We start from the raw sequence: 21023 nt of genomic DNA, 5'->3' as shown, positions 1-21023 counted from the left end.
TCAGATGGTGAACAGCTTCTGCACCGCCGCGCGCAGCCAGACCGTCGCCAGGTCCTTGTGCGCGCGCCGGTGCCAGATCTGGAACACGGGGATCGCCGGTGCGTCGACCGGCGCCTCCAGGATGCGCAGGTCCGCGTAGCGCGCGCAGATGTTCGCCAGGTGGCGAGGCACCGTCGCGATCAGGTCGCTGGCCTCGATGATGGGCGGCAGGCTGATGAAGTGCGAGATCTCCAGCGCGACCTTGGGCCGCAGCCCCTGCTGCTGCAGGTATTGCTCGAACACATGCGCCCGCCCCTCGGGCCGCACGACGACGTGCCGCATCGCCAGGTAGGTGTCCAGCGCCAGCGGCGCATCGCCCACCTCCGGGTGCGCCCGCCGCACGATGCAGACATGGTTGTTCTCGAACAGCTTCTGGCGGAAGAACTCAGCACCGGTCAGGTCCGGGAAATAGCCCACCGCCAGGTCCGCCGCGCCTGACGCCAGCGCCTCCGACGCGGCCAGCTTGGGGTGCGACACGGCGCGCAGCCGGATGCGCGGCGCGAACTCGGCGAGGTGGGTCAGCAGCGGCGGCACGAAGTGGATCTCGCCGATGTCCGGCGTGATCAGCGTGAAGCTGCGGTCGCTCGTCGCCGGGTTGAACTCCGAGCCGCTGAGGATGTCGTTCTTGACCGTGTCGACGACGCGGCGGATGTGCGGCACCAGCGCCTGCGCGCGCAGCGTGGGCTCCATGAACTGGCCCGTCTTCACGAACAGCGGGTCGCCGAACAGCGCGCGCAGCCGGTTCAACGCCGCGCTCATGGCCGGCTGGCTCAGCCCGATGGCCTCGCCCGCCCGCGTGACGCTGCGGTGCTCGACCATCGCGTCGAAGGCCACAAGCAGGTTCAGGTCCACCTTGGTTATATCCATGGCGTGGATTTTAGATATCCACCCCATTGTCTGGATGAATTGAGGGGCGATTTCTAGACTGCCTCCGCACCCACAAAAGGCCCTCCTCTCTCGAGCGAGCGCCGCTTCCGGAGACACGACATGCCTGCACTGACCCTGGCCCAGGCCGACCAGATGATCTCGGCCGCACTGGCCGCGGCGCGTGCCGCGGGCCACGCGGCGATGGCCGTCGTCGTGTTGGACGAGTCGGGCCACCTGAAGGCCGCGCGCCGCGAGGACGGTGCCAGCATGTTCCGCATCGACATCGCCACCGGCAAGGCCTGGGCCGCCGTCGGCATGGGCACATCCAGCCGCAAGCTGGCCGAGCGCGCCCAGGGCAACCCGGTGTTCTTCAACTCGCTGGCCAGCACGGCCGGCGGCCGCTTCCTGGCGCAGACGGGCGCCGTGCTGATCCGCGACGCTGCCGGCGCCGTGCTGGGCGCCATCGGCGCCTCGGGTGGCAGCGGCGACCAGGACGAAGCCATCTGCATTTCCGGCGTCGAGGCCGCGGGCCTGGCGGTCGGCTGAACACCATGCGTCTGCAGTCCTGCGCCTGCCAGGGCATCGACGTGCACGCCCACGTCGTGCCCGAGCACTTCCCCGCCTACCTCGGCCAACACCTGCCGGCGGACTGGCCGTCCACCGTCGCCGCGCCGCCCAAGGGCGACCTCTGCCACCGGCACGTGATGATCTCCGGCAAGCAGTACCGCACGGTGTCCGAACAGTGCTGGAACCCCGCCCGCCGGCTGCAGGACCTGCCCGGCATGGGCCTGCGGCTGCAGGTCATCTCGCCGATGCCGGAGCTGCTGTCCACGTGGATGGACGCGTCCGCCGCGCAGCAGCTACTGCGCTACCTGAACGAACAGACCGCCGCGATGGTGGCCGACGGCGGCGTTGCGCTGCTGGGCCTGGCCGCCGTGCCGCTGCAGGACGTCGATCTCGCGATCGCCGAGCTGCGCCACGCCATCGGCGTGCTGGGGCTCGTCGGCGTGGAGCTGGGCAGCAACGTCAACGGCGTGCCCGTCGGCGACCCGCGTTTCCTGCCGTTCTTCCAGGCCTGCGAGGCGATGGACGTGCCGGTCTTCGTGCACGCGCTGCGCCCCACCGGCATGGACCGCCTCGTCGGCCCCGCGCCGCTGCAGCAGGTGCTGGCCTATCCCAGCGACGTCGGCCTGGCCGCGGCGTCCGTCATCACCGGCGGGCTGCTGCAGGCCTGCCCCAGGCTGCGCCTGGCCTTCAGCCACGGCGGCGGCACGCTGGCGATGCTGCTGCCGCGGCTGCAGCAGGGCTGGCAGGTGTTCCCGGCGCTGCAGGACTCCATCCCAGTCGCCCCCGCCGAACAGGCGCGCCGGCTGTACTTCGACACCCTCGTGTTCGACACGCCCACGCTGCGCCACCTGGTCGAGGTCTTCGGCGCCACGCAGCTGATGCTGGGCAGCGACCACCCCTTCAACTTCCACGACCGCCGGCCGGTGCAGCGCGTGGAAGACGCGGGCTTCGACGCCGCCACGGCCGAGGCCCTCATCCACCGCAACGCCGAACGCTTCCTCGGCCTGCCCCCGGAGATTGCCGCATGAGTTCCCCCTGGACCCTGGGCCTGCGCAGCGTCGCCCTCGACGTGCCCGACCTCGCCCGCGCCGAAACCTTCTACACGGACGTCTGGCGGCTCATCGTCGTCGCCCGCACTGACAGCGCAATCTATCTGCGCGGCAGCGGCGCCGACCACCACCTGCTGTCGCTGCACGCGGCCGACAAGCTGGCGCTGCGCAACGTCACGCTGCGAGCCCGCTCGGCGCAGGCGCTGGCCGACGTGGGTGCCGCCGTGCTCGCGGCCGGCGGCAGCCTCCATGCCGGGCTGGGTCCCATCACCGAACCCGGTGGCGGCCAAGGCCTCACGCTGCGTGACCCGCGCGGCCGGCTGCTGCGCCTCGTGCACGGCGACGAACGCCACGTCGGCATCGACGGCGAACCCGACCGCCCCGTGCGGCTCGCCCACGCCGTGCTCAACAGCCCCGACGTCGCCGCCTGCCAGCGCTTTCTGGAGCAGGCGCTGGGCTTCACGCTGGCCGACCGCACGCGGATCATGGCCTTCCTGAACTGCGACCGCGATCACCACACGATCGCGCTGGGCGACGCCGACAACGACGCGCTCAACCACATCGCCTTCCTGATGCCCGACGTCGACGCCGTCATGCGCGGCGGCGGCCGCATGCGCGACGCAGGCCACGCCATCGAGTGGGGCCCGGGCCGCCACGGCCCCGGCAACAACGCCTTCAACTACTTCATCGGGCCGTTCGGCGAGGTCATCGAATACACGGCCGAGGTCGAGCAGATCGACGACAGCTACCCCGTCGGCGGCCCCGCCGACTGGACCTGGCCGCCTGGCCGGGTCGACCAATGGGGCATCTCCGCCCCGCCCAGCGCCGCGCTCAAGGCCGCGCAGCGCCAGGTCTTCTTCATTCCCAGCTGAGTTCTCCACCATGAAATTCACCACCTTCGTCGCGGCCGACGGCCGCCCCCGCCTGGGCCTGCTGGACGGCCAGCAAGTCATCGACCTGAACGCCGCCCAGCCGCAAGTGCCGGCCGACCTGCGCGCCGCGCTCGCCGCCGGCGCGGACCTGGCCGCCGCGGCGCAGGCCGCCCTGTTGAGCGGCGCGCCGCGCACGCCGCTGGCCGACCTGACGCTCGCGCCGCTGTTGCCCGAGCCCGGCAAGACCATCTGCCTGGGCCTGAACTACTACGACCACGCCAAGGAAGGCGGCCGCGAGAAGCCCGAGTACCCGTGGTTCTTCTTCCGCGGCAAGAGCTCGCTCATCGCCCATGGCGCCGTCGGCCGCGTGCCCAAGGTCTCGACCAAGTTCGACTACGAGGCCGAACTGGCCCTCGTCATCGCCCGCGACGTGCCGCGCCACGTCAGCCAGGCCGACGCGCTGCAGTACGTGTTCGGCTACACCTGTTTCAACGACATGTCGGTGCGCGACTACCAGAAGCGCACGCCGCAATGGACCATCGGCAAGAACTTCGACGCCACCGGTGCGTTCGGCCCGGTGCTCGTCACGGCCGACGAGCTGGCGCCCGGCGCCACGGGCCTGCGCATCCAGAGCCGCCTCAACGGCCGCGTGATGCAGGACGCCACGACGACCGACATGATCTGGAGCGTCGCCGAGACCATCGCGCTGCTGTCGGACTGCATGACGCTGGAAGCCGGTGACGTCATCGTCATGGGCACGCCGGCCGGCGTCGGCCAGGCGCGCACGCCGCCGGTGTGGATGCAGCACGGCGACGTCATCGAGATCGAGATCGATGGCATCGGCCTGCTCGCCAACCCCATCCGCAACGAAGAGGCCTGAACGATGACCATCGAGCAAGCCGCAGCGGGGCCAGCGCCGGGCCGCTCCCAAGCGGCCCCGCATCCCCTTGGGGGATCGGGCGCCGTACCCGGCGAACGAGGGGCTGACATCCACGACGTCGCCATCGTCGGCTTCGGCCCGAGCGGTGCGGTGGCGGCGGCGCTGCTGGGGCAGGCCGGCCTGCGCGTCTGCGTGCTGGACCGCCAGCACGAGGTCTACGACAAGCCACGCGCCATCGCGCTGGACCACGAGATCCTGCGCGTCTTCCAGCAGCTGGGCATCGTCGAGCAGGTCGAGCCCTTCATGGAGCCCTTCACCGACTCCTGCTACTACGGCGTCGACGGCGACCTGATCCGCCGCATGACGATGGTGGCGCCGCCCTACCCGCAGGGCTACACGCCGTCGGTCGTGTTCACGCAGCCCCCGGTCGAGGAAGTGCTGCGCGCCGCCGTGCGCGCGCTGCCCAACGTCACCGTCGTCACCGGCCAGGCCGTCTTCGACCTCGGCCAGGACGAGCACGTGCGCCTGGCCTGCCGCGACGAGGCCGGCGCCATCGCGACGGTGGACGCGCGCTACGTCATCGGCTGCGACGGTGCCTCCAGCACCGTGCGCGAGCTGGCCGGCATCCGGCTGACGGACCTGGGCTTCGACGAGCCCTGGCTGGTCGTCGACGTGATGGCCAACGAACGCGGCCTCGCCAAGCTGCCGACCACCAGCGTGCAGTACTGCGAACCGGAACGCCCCTGCACCTACGTGATGGGCCCGGGCAACCACCGCCGCTGGGAGATCTCGCTGAAGGACGGCGAGGACCCCAAGGCCATCGTCGAGGACGCCGCCACGTGGGCGCTGCTGTCGCGCTGGCTGACGCCGGAGGACGGCCAGCTGTGGCGCCAGGCCGCCTACCGCTTCCACGCGCTGGTGGCCGAGCGCTGGCGCGCGGGCCGTGTGTTCATCGCCGGCGACGCGGCCCACCAGCAGCCGCCCTTCCTCGGCCAGGGCATGTGCCAGGGCGTGCGCGACGTCGCCAACCTGTGCTGGAAGCTGACTGCCGTGCTGCGCGGCGACGTGACTGGCAGCGCCGCCGACGCGCTGCTGGACAGCTACGGCGACGAGCGCCGGGCCCATGTCACCGACCTGACGACGCGACTCAAGGCCGTCGGTGCCGTCATCTGCGAGCGCAACGTGAAGGCCGCGCGCGCCCGCGACCGGCAGATGCTGTCCGACGCCGTCGACGGCCAGGTCGCGCCGACCCCGCGCCAGGACGTGCTGCCGCAGTTGCGCACCGGCCTGCTGGCCAAGTCCATCACGGCCGCGCGCGGCAGCCTGTGCCCGCAGCCGTGGCTGCTGAAGGACGGTGCCCGCGTGCGCATGGACACCGTGCTCGGCTCGGGCTGGCGGCTGCTCGTCACCGCCAACGCCGACCTCGGCGAGCCGACGCCGCTGCACGTCGACACGCTGGGCCTGCGCGTGCTGAAGTTCGGCGAAGGCCCGGGGCGTGTCGCCGAGGCCGAAGGCGTCATGGCCCACTGGTTCGAGGCGCGCCGTTGCCGCGCCGCCCTCGTACGGCCGGACAACTACGTGTTCGGCACCGCCACCAACGCGGCCGGCCTGCAGGCCCTGCTGGACGAAGCCGCGCTGCACCTGCACGGCATGGCCGCCTGATACTGAACGCCATGTCCAGCACCGTTCCCGACACCATCGCCGCACGCCTGCGAGAGCTGGGCCCCGGCTTCAACCTGCCCGACGTGCAGGCGCTGTACAAGCCGCTGCTGGCCGCGCAGCCGCGCGACGGCGTGACGCTGCTGGCCGACCAGGCCTACGGCGACCACGAACGCCACCGGCTCGACGTCTACCTGCCCGACCCGCTGCCGAGCGTCGCACCGCCGGTGCTGGTGGCCTTCCACGGCGGCGGCTTCATCCGCGGCGACAAGCGCCAGCGCGCCAACTTCGGCTGGCACTTCGCGCGGCAGGGCGTCATCACCGTGCTGCCCAACTACCGGCTCGCGCCGGAGAGCCGCTGGCCCAGCGGGCCCGAGGACGTCGTGGCCGTATGGCATTGGCTGCAGGACCGCCTGCCCGCGCTGGGCGGCGACCCGTCGCGCATCGTGCTGCTCGGCGAATCCGCCGGCGCGGCGCACGTGGCCGCGGCGACGCTGCTGCGGCGCTGGCAGCCGCCGGGCTGGCGCATCGCCGGCGCGGCGCTGTTGTCCGGCCCCTACAACGCACGGCTGGAAGGCCTGGCGCGCACGCAGTTCGGCATCGCGACGCCGGACCCGCGCAACGAGGCCTACTTCGGCCCCGACCCCGCCGCGTGGGACGCCGCCAGCCTCGTCGACCACGTCAACGCGCCGCCCTTCCCGCTGTGGATCAGCATGGCCGAGCGCGACCTGCTGCAGATGCAGGCCCAGGCCGGCGAGCTGTTCGCCCGCCTCGTCAGCCGCCATGGCTACGCGCCCGAGTTGCGGCTGCTGCGCGAGCACAACCATTTCTCGCAGGGCTACTCGGTCGGCACCACCGACACGAGCGTCGCCGGGCCGCTGCTGGACTTCATCCGCCGCGTGACCTAGGGAGGGACTGCAACACCCCTGCGGGTCACGGCGAGGTCTTTGCCGGATGCCGGGCAAGGCGCGGACCGCCGCCCAGGCTCGTGCCTGGGCAAGGTTCGCAACGCCGCCCGGCGCCGGCAAAGCCACGCCCCTTCGGGTTGGCGAGAAAACGGGCCCGCGCGGGTGTTGCGCCGCTCGCTGGGGCGGCCAGCCCCAGCTTCGCAGCACGCCTACTCGCGGGCCCGTTTTCTCGCCAACGTGACCCACAGGGGTGCTGCAGCCCCTCCCCTTTCTCTCCTCCGTTTCGGCCGGCCCGAGCCCTCGCTCGCGCCGGCCGTTTTTTGTTTCGCGATGCTGCCTAGGGGTATTCATCCCGTGAATGATGGAAATCCAACCCATCCTCTGGATGAATGGTTGCCCCCTTCCTAGACTGCCCCACAACAGAACAAAGCCCGTCCCCGCTGGAGTGGACGAGGCAGCAGGAGACAGCCATGACCAAGGGTTTCTTGGGCCAGGAGCAGACCGCCCGAACCGGCCGCCGCGATGCGGCCGGCGGCGCCGTGTCGCGCTCCGCCGGGCCCGGGCCAGGCGCCTCGACGAACGACTTCGAACCGCGCCGCAGCACCCCTCGCTGCGACAGCGCCACCCATCGCACGGGAACACCCCGGCACAACCACCAGGAGACCGTCTTGACCCGCACCAGCCCCCGCTTCCGCTTCCACGAGATCGCCGCCGCCCTGGCCACGCTCGGCCTGGTCCTGCCCGCCGTGTCGCAGGAGTCCGCGCCGGCCGCTGCCCAGCCCGACGCCGCGCCCGCGGCCAAGGTCGTCAACGAACTGCCCACCGTCGTCGTCACGGCGCAGAAGCGCACGCAGACGCTGAAGGAAGTGCCGGTCGCGATCAGCGTCGTCAGCGCCGAGCAGTTGCAGAAACAGGGCGTCTCCGACATCACCGACCTGTCCAAGGCCGTCGCCGCGCTGGAGTTCGGCGACACCAAGACCGGCGGCGCCGGCGGCAGCGCGTCCATCCGCGGCATCGGCACCGCCGTGTTCACGACCTCGGCCGAAAGCTCGGTCGGCATCGTCGTGGACGGCGTGCCGCTGGGCAACACGGCCGGCAGCGCGCTGTTCGACGTGGAACGCGTCGAGGTGCTGCGGGGCCCGCAGGGCACGCTGTTCGGCAAAAACGCGTCGGCCGGCGTGCTGAACCTGACTTCCAAGGCGCCGCGCATCGGTCATTTCGAAGGCACGGCATCGCTGGAGGTGTCGGGCAAGGACGTGCTCGGCTCGCAGCTGGGCAACACGGTGCTGCGCGGTGCCGTCAACGTGCCCATCAACGACATCTCGGCGCTGCGCATCACGGCCCACACGGACCGCCTGACCGGCGTCTATCACAACACCTACAACGACAAGGACAGCGTCACGACGGCCGGCGGCTTGCGTGCCCGCTACCTGCTCAAGCCCGATGCCGACCTCAGCATCAACCTCATCGCCGACTACGACCAGGACAAGAGCAGCAACGCCGTGTTCTTCGCACCGGCCATCGCGAGCACGGCGGCGGCGGCCGATTTCGCCGCCTGCGGCGTGACCGTGAACGTGCGCAACAACAACGTCTGCTCCGACTCGAAGGAGCTCTGGCAGTCCAAGACGGCCGGCCTGTCCGCGCAGATCGACAAGACGCTGGCCAACGGCCTGACGCTGACCTCCATCACCGCGGCGCGCGAGCGCCACAAGGGCCCGGACGATGCGGGCATCGACATGTCCGAAGGCTGGGACAAGGTCCGCACGATCGACACCGTCATCAAGGCGCGCCAGCTGTCGCAGGAGCTGCGCCTCGCGTCGCCCAGCGGCCAGGCGGTGGACTGGGTGGCCGGCCTGTTCCTGTCCGACTACCACTCCACGAAGAGCTCCACCACGGCCATCCTGCCCAACCCGGCCTACCCGGCCTCGGTGCCGCGCTCCATCTCCACGCTGATCGACTACACCACCGACACCGGCTCCGCCGCGCTGTTCGGCCAGGCCACGTTCAAGCTCGACGACAAGTTCAGCCTGCTGGCCGGCCTGCGCTACACGAAGGACCGCGTGAAGGACCAGCAGGTGCGCAACGCCGACGTCGCATTCCAGTACTTCTCGGTGCCCACCACCGTCACGTCCAGCATCGGCACCGCGCGCGAGAGCGACCTGTCCGGCAAGGTCGGCCTGATGTACGCGCTGGACAAGCAGACCCAGGGCTACATGACGCTGAGCCGCGGCTACAAGGGCCCGCAGATCGACAACGACACGCCGATCAGCGCGCTGACCGCCAGTGGCAGCACCACGGGCACCATCGTCAAGGCCGAGCAGCCCACCAGCCTGGAGCTGGGCCTGAAGACCAGCCTGTTCAGCAAGCGCATGGACCTGGACATCGCGCTGTTCCACACCGACATCAAGAACTTCCAGGAGCAGAACTGCACGCTGAACAGCGTCGGCGCGCTGAACTGCATCCCGCTCAACGTGCCCAAGGTCAAGAGCTACGGCCTCGAGGTGGACTCGCGTGCCCGCCTGTTCGGCGCGTTGAGCCTGCGCGCCAGCGGTGCGCTGGTGCTGGGCACCGAGTACCCGGCTGGCTTCACGTTCGACAACCAGAACGTCGGTGGCCAGCGCCTGCTGTACTCGCCCAAGACCAAGGTCACGCTGGGCGCGGACTACGACACGGAAGTCTGGGGCGACTACGAATGGAGCATCGGCGCCGACGTGACCTACAAGAGTGCCGTGCGCTACTGCAACACGCTGGCCGTCGAATGCTCCTACAAGGGCCACAACATCGTGGGCCTGCACACCGGCCTGCGCGGTGCGGATGACAAGTGGGGCCTGACGCTGTTCGTGCGCAACGCCGGCGACGAGCGCGTGCCCAACGCCATCCTCTACCCGCTGCCCGGCAAGGGCGCCGGCTCTGGCTACGCGTACTCGCTCGGCGCAAACTCGTTCCGCACGGTTGGGCTCCAAGCCGACATCAAGTTCTAAAAATGATGAGCCCCTCGCCCAACCTCGCAGCGCTGAACGCGCGCGTGCCTGGTCGGTCCCCCGAGGGGACGGCGATGCTCGCGGCATCGAGCCGCGAGCACATCGCCAGAGCGGGCCGGCTCGGGAGCGGCCCAGCGCTCGGCCCGGATGAATGACTGACATGCACGACCTGTTCCTCGCTCCCCCCGCCGCGCTGCGGCCCATGCTGCGCTGGTGGTGGCCCGGCGGCGCCGTCGAGGCCGCGGCGCTGTGCGAACAGCTGCGCGGCTTCGCGGCGGCCGGCTGGGGTGGCGTGGAGATCCAGCCCTGCCGCATCGGCTTGCCCAATCACGAGATGACTGCGCCAGCCGGCCTGCACGACGTCTTCACGCCGCGCTGGTTCGACACCGTCGCCGCCGTCATGGCCGAGGCGGCACGGCTGGGCCTGCGGGTGGACACCACCTTCGGCTCGGCCTGGCCCTTCGGTGGCGGCGACACCATCACACCGGAGCTCGCCACGCAGGAACTCAGCCTGGCCTGGACCACGGTGCGGGGCCCCGGCCGCTGGCAGGGCCAACCGCGCCGCCCCGAGCGGCCGCAGCGCTCGACGACCTGGCTGGCCGGCCACGGCGGCGTGCCCGAGGAGCAGGCGCTGCCGGCCGGCTGGCAGGACCGCATGCAGGCCACCGAAACCGTCGCCGTCATCGCGCTGCGCGGCGGGGTACCGAGCCTCGGCGCCTACCCCGGCTTCGTGCCGATGACGATGCCCGACCGCTGGGGCCAGGTGTTCGCGCCGGGCTGGGTCGACGCGTCGCAGACCGTCGACCTGACCGACCGCCTGCAGCCCGACGGCAGCCTCGCCTGGGACGTGCCCGACGGCGAATGGCAGATCGTCATCGTGCAGCGCTTCGTCAGCGACCAGATGATCCTGGAAGGCGCCGGCCGCGGCCCGCAGCTGGTGCTGGACCACCTGCAGCGCGCCGCCTTCGACGCCCATGCCGCGCGCGTCGGCGACGCCGCGCTGCCGCACTGGCGCGAACACGCCGGCGGCGCGTGGCGCAGCGTCTTCGTCGACAGCCTCGAAGTCCCGGCCGACCTGCTATGGACCGACGACTTCGCGAGCGAATTCCAGCGCCGCCGCGGCTACGACCCGCGCCCGCACCTGCCGCTGATGCTGCAGCCCGGCTGGCGCAACTGCTTCCAGGCCCGCAACGGCGCGCCGCTGTTCGACGCCCCCGGCACCGGCGACCGCGTGCGCGCCGACTACCGCCTCACCGTCTCCGAGCTGATGATCGAGCGGCTGTACGCGCCGCTGTCCGACTGGGCCCGCGCGCACGGCCTGCAGGCCAAGGTCCAGGCCCACGGCGCGCCGGTGGACTGGCTGCAGGCCTACGGCGTGGCCGGCATCCCCGAGACCGAAGACCTCGCCGGCGGCGCCGCGCCGCACCTGCTGCGCGTGGCCCGCTCGGCCGCCCACATCTACGGCCGCAGCGTTGTCAGCGGCGAGGCTTTCTGCTGGCTGCTGGAAGGCCTGGCCGTCACGCCGAAGCAGGTGCGCGAACGCGCCGACGCGTTCTACGCCGCCGGCATCCAGCAGCTCGTCGGCCATGGCGCCAGCGCCCGCGTGACGGGCTGGCCCCAAGACCAGCACCCCTGGTACCCGTTCGAGGCGATGGAGATCGGCACGCCGCTGGACGACGCCAACCCCTGGTGGCAGCTGGCCCACCCGCTCACCGACTACATGGCGCGCAACCAGTGCCTGCTGCAGCGCGGCCGCGCCGTCGTGCCGGTGGCCGTGCTGGCGCCGCTGGACCTGTTCGCCTTCACCGGCGCCGCAGACCGCCTCACCGCCCCGGCCTGGCACGACGCGCTGCAGGACGCCGGCTACGACTGGGACTGGATCAACGACCACGGCCTGCTGGCCAGCCGGCTCGAAGCCGGCGCCCTGGTCACGCCCGGCGGCCACCGCTACCGCGCCGTCGTGCTGCCCGACCTGCCGGCGCTGCGCGCCGAGGTCGCCGAGTTCCTGGCCGCCTGTGCGGAGGCCGGCATGCCGGTCGTCGCCTGCGGCGCCAAGCCGCGCCGCGAAGCCGGCTGGCTGGACGCCGCCACGCGCGACCAGCGCGTGCAACTCGCGATGCAGCCGGTGCGCGCCGTGGCGCCCTCCGCACTGGGCCGCACGCTGCGCGACGCCGACGTGCCGCCCAGCCTGGCGCTGCCGGCCGGCCACGGCTGCAGCTTCCACGTGCGCGACGACGGCGAGCAGCAATGGGTGTTGCTGCGCAACGCCGGCGCGACGCCGCAAACGCCCACCTGGCCGCTGCCGGCCGGCCTGGGCGCCGAAATTTGGGACGCCTGGACTGGAGAGGTACACGGCATGAAGACCCACGACGCTGCCGACATGCGGCTGCCGCCCGCCACGTCGCGCTGGCTGCGCATCGCGCCCGCCCTGCACTGCCGCGCACCGCGCGCCGCACGAGCCGCCACGCGGACCTCGGCGCGCGAACTGCTCGGCCCCTGGCAGGTCAACGGTGACGGCCGGGGCCTCGGTGGCCGGCGCATCGTCTTCGACGCCACCTGGGACAAGTTGACCGACCTGCGCGACCACGCCGACATCGCCGATTTCGCAGGCCAGCTGCGCTACACGTTGCAGCTCGACGTGGCGCCCGAAGAGCTGGCCGCCGGCGGCCTCCAGCTGGACCTCGGCGCCGCGCACGACGCGCTGTCGTTGCAGGTCAACGGCGACACGCCGTGGATGCGCAGCGAAGGCCCGTTCGTCTTCGACGTGAGCCAGCGCCTGCGGGCCGGCACCAACACCCTCGTCATCACGGTGGCCAACGTGCCTGAGAACGCCCACCGCGACCCCGCCCGCCCCGGTGGCCTGCCACTGCCCGGCCGCCGCCTGACCCGTCTTCCCACCGGCCTCCTCGGCCCCGTCCGCCTGCTTGCCGAAAGCCTCCCATGAGCCAGCTCCGCATCCCCTTCCACGAAAAGGTCGCCTACGGCCTGGGCAACTTCATGCCGACGGCCATCACGGCCACGGGCGGCATGGCGATGTACTTCTACACCGACGTGGCCGGCCTGTCGGCCGCCTTCATTGGTGCGCTGCTGCTGCTGGTGCGCATCGTCGACGCGGTGTGGGACATCTTCGTCGGCCGCCGCGTGGACGCCACGCGCACCCGCTGGGGCCAGGCCCGGCCCTATCTGCTGTGGTTCGCGCCCGTGGTGTCCATCGCGCTGGTGGCGAGCTTCACGGTCCCGCCGCTGGAAGGCCTGGCCCGCACCGTGTACTTCGTGCTGGCCTACGTCGCGCTGTGGTGCTCGTACAGCCTCATCATGATCCCGTTCCAGTCGCTGCTGCCGATGATCGCGCCCGACCCCGACGTGCGCCTGCGCATGGCCGGCGTCAGCAGCTTCGTGCAGTTCCTGTTCGTTGTCGGCTGCGCGGCGGGCTTCCCGATCATGAAGGATGTGCTGTCCGACGGCGTGCCGGCGCAGGGCTTCCAGCGCGCCGCGCTGCTGTTCGGAGGACTGGGCCTGCTGTTCACGTGGCTGTGCTTCGCCTTCGTGCGCGAGCGCGTGGCGCCGATGAGCGGGCCGCGCGCCGACCTGAAGGCCGACCTGCGCGCGCTGGTGGGCAGCCGCGCCTGGCGCGCCGGCGTGCTGGCGCAGTGTGCGCTGGGCACGCTGATCGGCCTGCCGCTGGCCGCCGGCGTCTACTACTTCGCCGCTGTCATCGGCAAGCCGCAGTTGATCGGACCGTTCATGGGGCTGGGTGGCGTGGGCCTGGTGCTGGGCGTGGTGCTGAGCGACCAGCTGACACGGCGCCTGTGCAAGAAGCGCGTCTACGTCGGCTCCATGCTCGCCGCCGCGCTGCTGCTGACGGGCCTGACATTGGGCGGGCCGGACCGCCTGCCGCTGGTGTTCGTGCTGTCGCTGCTGGCCAATATCTGCCTGGGCGTCAGCGCGCCGATCAGCTACTCGATGAACGGCGACATCGCCGACGACATCGAGTGCCGCGACGGCAAGCGCGTCGTCGGCACGCTGATCGCGACGATCAACTTCGCGTCCAAGGTCGGCGCCGGCCTGTGCAGCGCCATCGTGGGCCTGGTGCTCAGCGTGACGGCCTATCACGCAGGTGCGCCCGAGCAGGCGCCGCAGGCACTGCAGGGTGTGGTGGCGCTGATGAGCGTCATCCCCGCCGTTGTCGCGCTGGGCGTGGCCGCCATCATGGGCTGGGCCTACCCGCTGGGCCGCGCGCAGCTCTCGCAGATGAACGAACAACTGGGCCAGCGCCGTGCCGCGGCTGCCGCCTGACTCCCCTCACCGAACGATCACCGTCCCCGTCATGCACAAGAACTTTCCCGCCGGCTTCCTCTGGGGTGCCGCCACCGCTGCCCACCAGGTCGAAGGCGGCAACGACAACTGCGACACCTGGGCCGAGGAGTGGGCCGAAGGCTCACCCTATGCCGACAAGAGCGGCGACGCCATCGACCACTACCGCCGCTTCCGCGACGACATCGCGCTGCTGGCCTCGTTCGGCCTGAAGGCCTACCGTTTCTCCATCGAATGGGCGCGCGTCGAGCCGCGCGAGGGCGAGTTCAGCGATGAGGCGCTGGCGCATTACCGCGCCGTGGTGGACGCCTGCGTCGAGCACGGCCTGGAGCCACTGGTCACGCTGCACCACTTCACTTCGCCGAAGTGGCTGATGGCGCTGGGCGGCTGGAAGGGCGAGCGCACGCCGGCCCTGTTCGCGCGCTACGTCGAGCGCGTCATGCCGGCGCTAGGCCCGGCCGTGAAGCGCGTCATCACGCTGAACGAATGCAACATCGGCGTGCTGCTGCAAGGCATGTTCGCGCAGCTGGGCTTCGTGCCGCCCATCGGCGTGGACGTGAAGAGCTGGCGCGCGCCGGGCTGGCGCAACAGCGCGGCCGAGGCCTGCGGCACCGACGCCGCCACCTACTGCGCCTTCCAGATGGCCGGCGACGAGCGCGGCGTGGCCGTCATCTCGGCGGCCCACATCGCCGCGCGCGCGGTGATCCGCCGCGTCGCGCCGGGCGTGCAGGTGGGGCTGTCGCTGGCGCTGTCGCAGCCGCAGGTCGCGCCCGGCGGCGAGCAGCAGGCCGCCAAGATGTGGCACGGCAACTTCCGCCAGTGGCTGCCGGCCATCGACGGCGACGACTTCTTCGCGCTGCAGAACTACACCCGCGAGATCTATGGCCCCGACGGCCAGGTCGCGCCGCCGGAGGGCGTCGAGACCACCGGCATGCGCTACGAGTTCGCGCCACAGGCCGTGGCCTCCGTCGCGCGCCGCGTCGCGCACGAGCTGAAGCTGCCCATCCTCATCACCGAGAACGGCTACAGCGGCAGCGACGACACGCGCCGCATCGCCTTCATCGGCCAGGCGCTGGCCGGCCTGCACGCGGCCATCGAGGACGGCGTGCCGCTGATCGGCTACACGTACTGGACCGCCTTCGACAACTTCGAGTGGGTGTTCGGCTACGCGGTGCGCTTCGGCCTCGTCGCCGTGGATCGCGCCACGCAGCAACGCCTGCCCAAACCCAGCGCGACCTTCCTCGGCGACATCGCGCGCCGCAACGCGCTGCCCGACGGCATCACCACGCATCCCCAACCCGGCACATCGGAAGAGCTGGCCATGGACCACCGCTACACCCCGCCCGCCGCCGAACCCGGCGTCGTCTTCACCAACGTGCGCGTCTTCGACGGCAGCGGTAGCGCGCCCTTCGCCGCAGAGCTGCGCGTGGACGGCCGCCGCATCACGGCCATCGGCCAGAGCGTGTCGCACGACAACGCCCGCGTCATCGACGGCCGTGGCGGCGTGCTGATGCCCGGCCTCACCGAGGCCCATGCCCACCTGACCTGGCCCACCAGCGTCGAGAAGTTCGTGCCCGGCATGAGCCTGCCGCCGGAGGAACTGACGCTGACCGCCGCGCGCAACGCGCGCATCCTGCTGGACCACGGCTTCACCAGCGCCTACTCGGCCGGCGCTTTAGGCAAGCGCATCGAGCCCGCGCTGAAGGACATGATCGATTCCGGCGGCATGCCCGGCCCGCGACTCATCGCGTCGTCGGTCGAGCGCGAGCCGCCGATGGAAGGTTCGCTGCTGGACCCTGGCAAGGTCGACGAGCACGGCGCCGGCCCGGCCAACGTGGCGGCCTTCGTGAAGGGCTGCAAGGACATCGGCGCCAAGGCCGTCAAGTTCCTGATCTCGGGCGAGAGCGCGCTCAAGCCCGGTGCGTCGCTGGAGCTGCTCTACACCGAGGAGGAGCTGATGGCCGCCGGCGCCGCCGCGCGCGAGCACGACCTCTGGCTGACCGGCCACGCCCACGCGGCCGACGCGGTGAAGCTGGGCCTGAAGGCGGGCTTCCGCGTGCTGTACCACTGCACCTACGCCGACGAGGAAGCGCTGGACATGCTGGAGGCGGCAAAGGACGAGGTCTTCGTCGCGCCCAGCATCGGCATCATCCAGGCCACGCTGGATGCCACGCCGCCGCCGCACTTCGACATGACGCACATGAAGCAAGACGCGGCCCTCGTGCTGGAGACGCAGAAGGCCCTGGTGCCCGAACTGCGCCGCCGCGGCGTGCGCCTGCTGCCGGGCGGCGACTACGGCTTCCCGTTCAACCCCAACGGCCGCAACGCGCGCGACCTGGAGCTGTGGGTGCAGCACTTCGGCTACACGCCGGCCGAGGCGCTGCACGCCGCTACCGCCCTGGGCGGCCAGATCATGGGCATGGGCGACGAGCTGGGCCAGCTGAAGGAAGGCTTCCTCGCCGACCTGCTGCTGGTGGACGGCGACCCGACCGAGAACGTCGCCATCCTGCAGAACAAGCACCACCTGAAGGCCATCATGAAGGACGGCCGCTTCCACAAGTCGCCGGCCTGACATGAACCGCCGTCTCGTCCTCGCGCACGGTGCTGCGCTGGCCGCCGCATGCGTGCCTGGGTTCGCCGCACCGCTGATTTCGCAGCGCTCATCGGCCCGCGTCATCGTCGACAACGACTTGGCCGGCGACCCGGACGGCCTGTTCGCGCTGGCCCACCAGTGGCTCAGCCCGACGACAAAGACGGTGCTCGTCACGACGACGGCGCTGGATGCGAAGCTCGCCGCGATGGCGGGCGAACCCGCGGGCCGGACGGCGGCGAAGGGCCGCGACCTGGCTTTGGAGCTGGCGCGCATTGCCGGCCTCGCCGCGCCCTGCCCCGTCATCGCCGGTGCCGAGAGCTTCGGCATCGGCGACGCGCAGGTCAGCCCCGCTGCGCGAGCCATCGTCGCCGAGGCGACGCGCGACGCCCCGCTGCCGCTGTTCGTCACCTGCGGCGGGCCGCTGACCAACGTCGCCGCCGCGCTGCGCCTCGCGCCGCAAATCGCGGCGCGCCTGACGGTCATCTGGATCGGCGGTGCGCTCGAAGCCGGCGGCGAGCCCGAATACAACCTCGCGACCGACGCCGACGCCGCCCGACAGGTGCTCGCGCATCCGTCGCTGCCGCTGTGGGTCGTGCCCCGCGAGACCTACCGGCAGCTGACCGCCTCGGTCGCAGAGCTGGGCGCGGACCTGCGCCCCATCTCGCCATTGAGCCGCTGGCTGTACGACCGCTACCTGCAGCTGCCGCCGTTCGTGCAGCTGGGCCCGACCGTCACGCTGGGCGACAGCGCGCTGATCCACGCTGCAGTGCTGCACCGCGAGGCACCGCCACGCCGCGTGCTGCTGGGTCGCGAGTTGCCGGTCGTCGACCGCATCGACGCGCGCCCCCTCATCGCCGACCTGCTCGCCAAGCTCCGTTTCCACGCCGCCCCCACCCAGCCATGAAGATGCCCCAAGCCTTCTCCCGCTCGAACCGCCTGCTGACCGGCCTCGTCACCAGCCTCGCGCTGTGCCACACACCCGCGGCGCTCGCGGCCGACGCGCCACCGCCCGTCCACGTCTTCCGCACCGTGCCCGCCACGCCGATGGAGCTGCCCACGCCGCGGCCCTTCGGCGGCACGGGCAGCGGCCCGGCCTTCCAATGGACCGGCCTGGGCCAGGAACGCATCCTGCGCAACGTGCAGCGCCCGCAGCTGTTCCCGGTGCGCCCGGCTGCCGGCAAGGCCAACGGCCGCGCGGTGCTCGTCGTGCCGGGCGGCGGCTACCGCTTCGTCGCCATCGAGAACGAAGGCATGCCCATCGCACGCCGGCTCGCCGACGCGGGCTACACCGCCTTCGTGCTGGTCTACCGCGTCAAGCCCACGCCGGTGGCCGACGCCGACTTCGCCGCCGAAGTCAACGCCGAGATCGCGCAGCGCTTCGCGCCCGGCGCGCCCAAGGCCGCTGACGACCTCGCACCGCACGGCCCGGCCATTGAAGACGCGAAGGCGGCGATGGCCTGGCTGAAGGCCCACGCCGCCGAGCAGGGCTTCGACGCGAAGCGCCTCGGCTACATCGGCTTCTCGGCCGGTGCCCGCAGCGGCCGCGCGCTGGTGGAGCAGGCCACGGCCGGCGAGATGCCCGACACGCTGGCGCTGATCTACGGCGGCTTCTACGCGACGACGCCGCGCCAGCCGGTGCCGCCGCTGTTCCTCGCCCAGGCCGCCGACGACCCGCTGTTCCCGCCCGACGGCTTCGACATCGTGCAGAACTGGCGCCGGGCCGGCCAGCGCGTCGAGCTGCACCTGTACGAGCGCGGCGGCCACGGCTTCGGTTCGATGCCGCGCGGCACGACGGCCGATGCCTGGCTGGACGCCTACCTGAGCTGGCTGGCGAAGCAGTGACCGCGCGCGTCGACTCCCTGCTGCGCGCGCTGACGCTGGCCGAGAAGGCCGGTCTGATGAGCAACGCCAACGCCGCCGTGCCGCGGCTGGACCTGCCCGCCTACGACCACTGGACCGAAGCGCTGCACGGCCTGGTCTCGCCCGGCGAGCCGGCCACCGTCTACCCCGCGCCCATCGCGCTGGCGGCCGGCTTCGACACCGAACTGCTGCACGCCATCGGCCGCGAGATCGCCGCCGACGGGCGCGCCGCCCACGCCCGCGCGCTGGGGCGCAGTCCGGGCGGCACGGGCATGTCCGAAGGCCTGACCTTCATGGCGCCCAACCTCAACATCCTGCGCGACCCGCGTTGGGGCCGCGGCCAGGAGACGCTGGGCGAAGACCCGCAGCTGACCGCGCAACTGGGCGTCGCGCTGATCCGCGGCCTGCAGGCCGACGACCAGGCCTGCGCCGTCGCCAAGCACTTCGCCGTGCACAGCGGGCCGGAGCCGCTGCGCTTCACGTTCGACGCCCGCGTGACCGCCTACGACCTGGCCGACACCTACCTGCCGGCCTTCCGCGCCGCCGTCGTGGACGGTGAAGTCGCCGGCCTGATGACGGTCTACAACGCCGTCAACGGCCAGCCGGGCGCGGCGCATGCCGGGCTGGTGCAGGACATGGCGCGCGCGACCTGGGGCTTCGCGGGCTTTGTCATGTCCGACTGCAACGCGGTGCGCTTCCTGCGCCAGCACCACCGCACGGCCGCCAGCGATGCCGAGGCCGTGGCCGCCGCGGTCACGAGCGGCATGGACACCGAGCTCTACGCCGGCCCCGTGCCGGCCGCCGCGGCCTATCTGGAGGCCGTGTCGCAAGGCCTGCTGACGGAAGACGATCTTGACCGCGCGCTGACCCGCAGCCTCGCGGTGCGCGAGCGGCTTGCCAACGCCGTACCGTCGCCATCGACCTCGGACCACGCGCAGACCGCGCTGCGCGCCGCCCAGCAAGGCCTGGTGCTGCTGAAGAACGACGGCCTGCTGCCGCTGCCCGCCGGCCTCGCCCGCGTAGCCATCGTCGGGCCGCTGGCCGACGACCTCGAATCCATGCTGGGCAACTACCACGGCCAGCCCACGCAAGGCCTCACGCCGCTGCAGGCACTGCGCCAGCGCTTCCCGAACACGACATTCATCCACGCTGCCGGCGCCAACGTGCCGATGACGCCGGTGGACGTGCCCACCGCCCTGCTGCGCACCGATGCCGACGAACCCGGCCTGGCCGCCGAGCGCCACGCCGGCTTCGGCCCGGGCGAGGCGGTGTCGCGCTGGGTGGACCCGCAGGCGATCTGGTTCGGCCGCGCCGGCCAGGGCTTCACGCGCTGGAGCGGCTGGCTGGTCGCGCCGACGACGGGCCGCTGGCAGCTCGGCAGCCACGGCACCGGCATGAGCCGCGTGTGGCTGGGCGACGCGCTGATCGCCGACGACAGCCACCCGCACGCACCGGCTGACTGCCTGGCCGCCGTGGACCTCGTGCAGGGCCGGCGCTACCGGCTGCGCTTCGAGGTCATGGGCATGCCAATGGGCTTCAGCCGGCTGGTCGCCTTCGCCGAGGTGCCGGACGCGCTGGCGCAGGCCGAGGCGGCGATGGCGCAGGCCGACCTCGTGCTGGCCTTTGTCGGCCTGAACGGCCGGCTGGAAGGCGAAGACCTGCCGGTCAAGCTGCCGGGCTTCGAACGCGGCGACCGCCAGACACTGGCGCTGCCGGCCGAACAGCAGCAGTTGCTGGCGGCTGTGCGCCGCAGCGGCAAGCCGTGGGCCGCGGTTGTGATGGCCGGCGGCGCGGTGTCCGACGATGCCGTGGACGCAGCCGATGCTGTGCTGCAAGCTTGGTATCCGGGGCAGGAAGGTGGCATCGCGATCGCGCAGGCGCTGGCGGGCGACATCAATCCGGCGGGCCGCATGCCCGTCACGGCCTACCGGCACACGGACGACCTGCCGCCGTTCGAAAGCTACGCAATGACCGGCCGCACCTATCGCTATTTCGACGGCCAGCCGCGCTACGCCTTCGGCCACGGCCTGAGCTACACGACGTTCCGCTACGCCGAGGCGCGGCTGTCGACCACGGCACTTCAGGCCGGTGAATCGCTGACGGCCCAGGTCAGCGTTCAGAACGTGGGCGGCCGCGACGGTGACGAAGTCGTGCAGGCCTACCTCGAGTTGCCCGCCGGCCTCGTCGCGTCGCGCCCCAGCCTGCGCGCGTTCAGGCGCATGCGGATCGCCGCAGGCACCGAGCAGCGCGTGACGCTGGAACTCGACGCCCGTCAACTGAGCCACGTCGCCGCCGACGGCAGCCGCTGGGTCGGCGAGGGTCGCTACACGCTGCATATGGGCGGCGGCCAGCCCGGCACGGCGGCGCCGTCCGTGGCGCTGCACTTCCACATCCACGGCCGGCAGCGCCTGCCCGACTGAGCCCACCCGAGCCC

The 21023-nt window shown here is 71.8% G+C and carries 14 protein-coding genes; 13 read left to right on the top strand and 1 reads right to left on the bottom strand.

Annotated elements, in window-relative coordinates:
• Positions 1 to 906 carry a LysR family transcriptional regulator gene (locus ACG04R_RS24190; RefSeq protein WP_394416250.1) on the bottom strand — a complete coding sequence of 302 codons (906 nt, stop codon included), beginning with the start codon at positions 904 to 906 and terminating at the stop codon, positions 1 to 3.
• A 120-nt stretch (positions 907 to 1026) separates the two neighbouring features.
• On the opposite strand from ACG04R_RS24190, the gene ACG04R_RS24185 reads away from it, so the two are divergent.
• The 13 genes from ACG04R_RS24185 (at position 1027) to ACG04R_RS24125 (ending at position 21009) form a co-directional block, all read left to right on the top strand.
• Positions 1027 to 1452 carry a GlcG/HbpS family heme-binding protein gene (locus ACG04R_RS24185; protein ID WP_394416248.1) on the top strand — a complete coding sequence of 142 codons (426 nt, stop codon included), beginning with the start codon at positions 1027 to 1029 and terminating at the stop codon, positions 1450 to 1452.
• Positions 1453 to 1457: 5 nt separating this feature from the next.
• On the top strand, positions 1458 to 2501 hold the full coding sequence (locus tag ACG04R_RS24180) for an amidohydrolase family protein (protein WP_394416246.1): 1044 nt from the start codon (positions 1458 to 1460) through the stop codon (positions 2499 to 2501).
• A complete protein-coding gene (locus ACG04R_RS24175) occupies positions 2498 to 3394 on the top strand; it encodes a VOC family protein (protein ID WP_394416244.1) in 897 nt (298 codons plus the stop codon). Before ACG04R_RS24180 ends, ACG04R_RS24175 begins: the two co-directional genes overlap by 4 nt.
• 10 nt (positions 3395 to 3404) lie before the next feature.
• Complete coding sequence (locus ACG04R_RS24170) at positions 3405 to 4274, top strand: fumarylacetoacetate hydrolase family protein (protein ID WP_394416242.1); 870 nt, start codon at positions 3405 to 3407, stop codon at positions 4272 to 4274.
• 3 nt (positions 4275 to 4277) lie between these two features.
• Positions 4278 to 5936: a bifunctional 3-(3-hydroxy-phenyl)propionate/3-hydroxycinnamic acid hydroxylase gene (locus ACG04R_RS24165; RefSeq protein WP_394416240.1), complete on the top strand. Its 1659-nt coding sequence runs from the start codon at positions 4278 to 4280 to the stop codon at positions 5934 to 5936.
• A gap of 11 nt (positions 5937 to 5947) precedes the next feature.
• Complete coding sequence (locus tag ACG04R_RS24160) at positions 5948 to 6841, top strand: alpha/beta hydrolase (RefSeq protein WP_394416238.1); 894 nt, start codon at positions 5948 to 5950, stop codon at positions 6839 to 6841.
• 668 nt (positions 6842 to 7509) lie between these two features.
• Positions 7510 to 9822 carry a TonB-dependent receptor gene (locus ACG04R_RS24155; protein ID WP_394416236.1) on the top strand — a complete coding sequence of 771 codons (2313 nt, stop codon included), beginning with the start codon at positions 7510 to 7512 and terminating at the stop codon, positions 9820 to 9822.
• A 160-nt stretch (positions 9823 to 9982) separates the two neighbouring features.
• A complete protein-coding gene (locus tag ACG04R_RS24150) occupies positions 9983 to 12766 on the top strand; it encodes a glycosyl hydrolase (RefSeq protein ID WP_394416234.1) in 2784 nt (927 codons plus the stop codon).
• Positions 12763 to 14118, top strand: coding sequence for an MFS transporter (locus ACG04R_RS24145; protein ID WP_394416232.1), 1356 nt, complete (start codon positions 12763 to 12765; stop codon positions 14116 to 14118). The genes ACG04R_RS24150 and ACG04R_RS24145 overlap by 4 nt, the downstream gene beginning before the upstream one ends.
• Positions 14119 to 14149: 31 nt before the next feature.
• Complete coding sequence (locus tag ACG04R_RS24140; RefSeq protein WP_394416230.1) at positions 14150 to 16708, top strand: family 1 glycosylhydrolase; 2559 nt, start codon at positions 14150 to 14152, stop codon at positions 16706 to 16708.
• Between the two features lies 1 nt (position 16709).
• Positions 16710 to 17633, top strand: a complete 924-nt coding sequence (locus tag ACG04R_RS24135) for a nucleoside hydrolase (RefSeq protein ID WP_394416228.1) — start codon at positions 16710 to 16712, stop codon at positions 17631 to 17633.
• Entirely contained in the window at positions 17630 to 18571 is a 942-nt protein-coding gene (locus tag ACG04R_RS24130) for an alpha/beta hydrolase (protein ID WP_394416226.1), read from the top strand. The genes ACG04R_RS24135 and ACG04R_RS24130 overlap by 4 nt, the downstream gene beginning before the upstream one ends.
• Positions 18568 to 21009: a glycoside hydrolase family 3 C-terminal domain-containing protein gene (locus tag ACG04R_RS24125; RefSeq protein WP_394416224.1), complete on the top strand. Its 2442-nt coding sequence runs from the start codon at positions 18568 to 18570 to the stop codon at positions 21007 to 21009. Before ACG04R_RS24130 ends, ACG04R_RS24125 begins: the two co-directional genes overlap by 4 nt.
• Positions 21010 to 21023: the final 14 nt, after the last annotated feature.

This window comes from Pelomonas candidula (genome assembly GCF_043555985.1).
Taxonomy (GTDB): Bacteria; Pseudomonadota; Gammaproteobacteria; order Burkholderiales; family Burkholderiaceae_C; genus Pelomonas; species Pelomonas candidula.
Note: the sequence above shows the minus strand (reverse complement) of the source record. Positions and strands in the feature narration are given on the sequence as shown.